Raw genomic sequence first — 4,205 nt, 5'->3', positions numbered from 1 at the left:
GTTTTATAGAATTTTTATTTTTATTTTTTTATTATGTATTTGTCGAATTTAATATTAAATTATATTGTCGCTTTTTATATTTATATATGCAGTAATATATTATAAATTCCAATTTCATTATGATTAGCTTTTTTATTTCTATTATTACCATATTTTGATATAATTATTAAAGTATTTTATTATTTTATATTTGGAGGAACATTCATGAGAAAAATTACCACAAAAAAGAAGGTTTTTTTTGCTATTTTTACACTTATTCTTTTATTTATATCTGGAGGAATATCTTATACATATTATTTATCGAGTAAAGTAGAAAGAGTTGCTGTTGATAGATCAAATGTTGTAGATACAGGAAAAGAAGCTCCAAAGGAAGCAGCTGATGTTATTACTATCGCTTTATTTGGAAGTGATTATTCTGAATACTATGATGTAAGTTCAGCAGATGCTACTATGATATTAGCTATAAACACTAAAAATAATACTATAAAGCTTTGTTCTCTAATGCGTGACATATACTTAGATTTACCTGATGGCGGAAAAATGAACTTAAACTATACTATTTTAGATGGTGGTCCAAGCTCTATTCTAAAGGCTATCAATTATAATTTTAATTTAAATGTTGATAAGTTTGTTCAAGTTGACTTAGAGAGACTCCCTAAAATAATTGATGCTTTAGGTGGAGTTGAAATAGAAATAACTACTGATGAACTGCAATATATTAATGGATACATAGATCATATAGATAAGAATAACGGTACAAATACAGAGCATATTTACTCTTCTGGAAAGCAACTTTTAAATGGAACTCAAGCTTCTGCTTATTGTAGAATTAGATATACTGAAGGACGAGATTTTAAGAGAACCGAGCGTCAAAGAGATGTTCTTAATGCTTTATTTGTTAAATTTAAAGATATAAATTTAACTGAAGTACCAGGCATGATAAGCGAAATATTGCCATTAGTAACTACTAATTTAACTAATAGCGAAATAATATCTATTTCATCTAAGGCTTTAGGTATGGGGTTGAGTAATATAGAGCAAGGAAGATTTCCTTCTGATGGAAATATAATTAGTGCTGGTTTTACAGATATGTACCATACTAATATTGATATTGAAGGAACAACAGAGGAATTACATAAATTCTTATTTTCTCTTGAGTAAAAAAGAGATAAACATTATATTCCTTGCTCCGTCGCATGCGCTCCAAGTCGCCGTCATACAATGTTTATCTCTTTGAAAACTGAAGGAAGGAATTAAGCAAAGCTTAATTCCTCTTTTTACTTTTTGTTTATAATACAACTTATCTATATTTTATATTTATCAGTTTAAGCTACTTTAAACTAATAGGTATTTTATGATAGCTTTCTCCATTCTCAGTTACAAAGTATAAATCAAAGCTATCTATATTTTGTATTTCTGATGTCATTATTGAAAACTCAACTAATATTTTATTTCCTGCTTTACTTACTTTACAGTCTAAAGTTCTATTATTTATATCTACATAAGCAAAGAAGTTTTCATCACTTTCAATTTCTATAGTAAAGTTTGTTAAGTTTTCACCATCTTTGTTTACTTCTATAATTTTTACAAATTCATCTTCTTTTATATTTTCATTGTTTATAAAGTATTCTAAAGTTTTCATATGAATTTTATCTTCCATTTCATTGTCTGGGAAATAAAAATCAAAATGTGTATACTCTGTTGATTCAAATAAAACTATATCTGGATTAAATATATTTATATAATATTCATAATCAAGTACATTTCTATAGTTGTGAACCTTTATAACTTCTGAGAAGCTTTCTGTTAAAAATTTTTCTTTGTCATTGAAATAGCTTCCTGCAAATATTAATATTCTAGGAGCATCTTCATTTTCTAAATTTTTATAATGAGTAAAGTTTCTAAAGCTTTCATGTCTTTTTATTTCTTCTTCAAAATCTTCTATATAAATTGAATTATCATTAATTAAATTGAAGTGATTTGTTGTTTCATTAATTTCAAAATTAGATGCTACTAAAGTATCATTTATATACTCTTCTGATTTATAGTTACTTAAATTAAATTTATCTACTCTACTATCTAGTAAATTTAATCTATCTAAAATTGCAGAAATTCCAATTATAGCTCCAGCTTCATTCCAATGTCTAGCATCATATTTTTGATCAAATAATAAGTTAGAGTTTATCTTGGTATAATCTATCTCTCCATTTTCTAAAGTTTTACCATTTAAATAAAGATTATTCAAAGCTTCTTCTATACCAAGTTCTTTTGCTTCCTTTAATGTTTCTACATTATTTAAATAATTAACTTCATTTAACTCTAAAAGTTCTATAAAATATTCTATATCCATATTTTCATAATTATAACCTTCTGTTATATATTCAGGATATATAAGCTCTTTTCTTGGCTCTACTGCATATAAAAACTTTATATTTCTATCATTACAGTAATCCTGAAAGCCTTTTATAAAATCAGCATATATCTCCATAAAGTCTGGATCAAACTCATTTTCTTCTGCTCTAGACATAATAAAATCTTCTTTCCCATATTCATACTTAGGATGAGTTATTTCATTAAATGCCTTATCCATAAACTTAGCATAAATATCAACTATTTTTTCTCTAAAGCCTATTCTATCATCTACATAACTTTTTAGATTTTCAAAAATATTTCCATCATCGAAAATATCTTCAACTTCTAAAAGGTTTCTATTATCTATATAAGAAACTTGATTTCTTTTTAAATTCATAAATAATACTGGAATTAAAATAACTATAAAAAATGAGATTATTAATATAATATTACTTAAACTCCTTTTCCCTTTTGTATTTTCTCTATTTAAATTCATCTTAAGCACCTCATTTTATTAACACTAAAATTGAAAATATATAAATGGACTATAGGTAGAATTAATCATAAATATAAGTGCTATAATAAATAAAAGTATTATTAAAATATTTTTAATAACTCCAAACCAAATTTTTTCTCTATATTTTGAAACAAATATTTTTAATATTGGGGTTGAAGAAATCATACCAACAAATATTAAAAATATAGTTTTTGCGTTTATAAAATAAGAAATTTCAAAGGTTATATTATTAAATTTCACTAAACCAAACATTATGCCTAAATACTTTAGTGCAACATCAAAATTCTCTGCTTTAAATAAAACCCATCCTATTAAAACTATAAATAAAGTTATAAAACGCTTTATTATTGAAGGAATATTTTTATACCAATTCTTATCTCTTATAGCTCTCTCTAAAATAATGAATACTCCATGCCAAAGCCCCCAAATTATAAAGTTCCATGCTGCTCCATGCCAAAGCCCAGTTACTAAAAATACAACAAATAAATTAAAATATACATTTCCTCTTCTATTTCCACCTAAAGGAATATATAAATATTCTTTAAACCATGTTGATAAGGATATATGCCATCTTCTCCAAAATTCTGTTATAGACTTTGATATATATGGGTAATTAAAGTTTTCTGTAAACCTAAATCCAAAGAAGTGTCCAAGACCTATTGCCATATCTGAATATGCAGAAAAATCAAAGTATATTTGTAAACTGTAACAAATAGCACCTAGCCATGCTGTCATAATATCAATTCCAGATGTGCTAACCAAGGCAAATATATCATCAGAAACAACTCCAAGCATATCTGCAATTATAACCTTTTTAGCTAGACCTATAACAAATCTTTCTATTCCATAACTAAATTCATCTACAGTTTCTTTCCTTTTTCTTATTTCATTATCAATACTCTTATACTTTACTATTGGTCCTGCTACAAGCTGAGGAAATAAGGAAATATAAAGAGCAACAGAAAAAAGATTCTTATTTACCTTAGCATCATTTCTATAAATATCAATAATATATGACATACCTTGAAAAGTAAAAAAAGAAATTCCTACAGGTAAAACTATATTTTTAAACTTTATATCACTATTAAAAACTATATTGAAATTTTCTATAAAGAAGTCGTAATACTTATAATAAAAAAGTAAGGCTAAATTTAAAACTACTCCCAAAATTAAAGTAAGCTTTTTTAGTTTATTATAATTGTTAGCTTTCACATTATCCTTTGAATTATCTTCTCTATTACCTAATGAATCTATTAATATTCCAAATATATAATTGACTAGTATTGATATTATTAATATTTTTAAATATAATTTTGGAAAATATCATACAGGAACA

General features: G+C 25.1%; 3 protein-coding genes. 1 reads left to right on the top strand and 2 read right to left on the bottom strand.

The window, feature by feature from the left end:
* Window positions 1-204 precede the first annotated feature (204 nt).
* Window positions 205-1,161: an LCP family protein gene (locus H9660_RS15855; protein WP_191751340.1), complete on the top strand. Its 957-nt coding sequence runs from the start codon at window positions 205-207 to the stop codon at window positions 1,159-1,161.
* 169 nt (window positions 1,162-1,330) lie between these two features.
* Here the strand turns inward: H9660_RS15855 and H9660_RS15850 are convergent, their stop codons facing one another.
* Together H9660_RS15850 and H9660_RS15845 are read right to left on the bottom strand one after the other, a co-directional pair.
* The gene (locus tag H9660_RS15850) at window positions 1,331-2,848 is read right to left on the bottom strand and encodes an alginate O-acetyltransferase AlgX-related protein (protein ID WP_191751339.1); all 1,518 of its coding nucleotides are present in this window, start codon (window positions 2,846-2,848) and stop codon (window positions 1,331-1,333) included.
* Window positions 2,849-2,872: 24 nt separating this feature from the next.
* Window positions 2,873-4,081 (bottom strand): MBOAT family O-acyltransferase, encoded by a 1,209-nt coding sequence (locus H9660_RS15845; RefSeq protein WP_341479612.1) that lies wholly within the window; start codon window positions 4,079-4,081, stop codon window positions 2,873-2,875.
* Window positions 4,082-4,205: the final 124 nt, after the last annotated feature.

The sequence above is a fragment of the Clostridium gallinarum genome (genome assembly GCF_014836325.1).
GTDB lineage: Bacteria > Bacillota > Clostridia > Clostridiales > Clostridiaceae > Clostridium > Clostridium gallinarum.
This window is presented reverse-complemented; position numbering and strand designations above follow the sequence as displayed.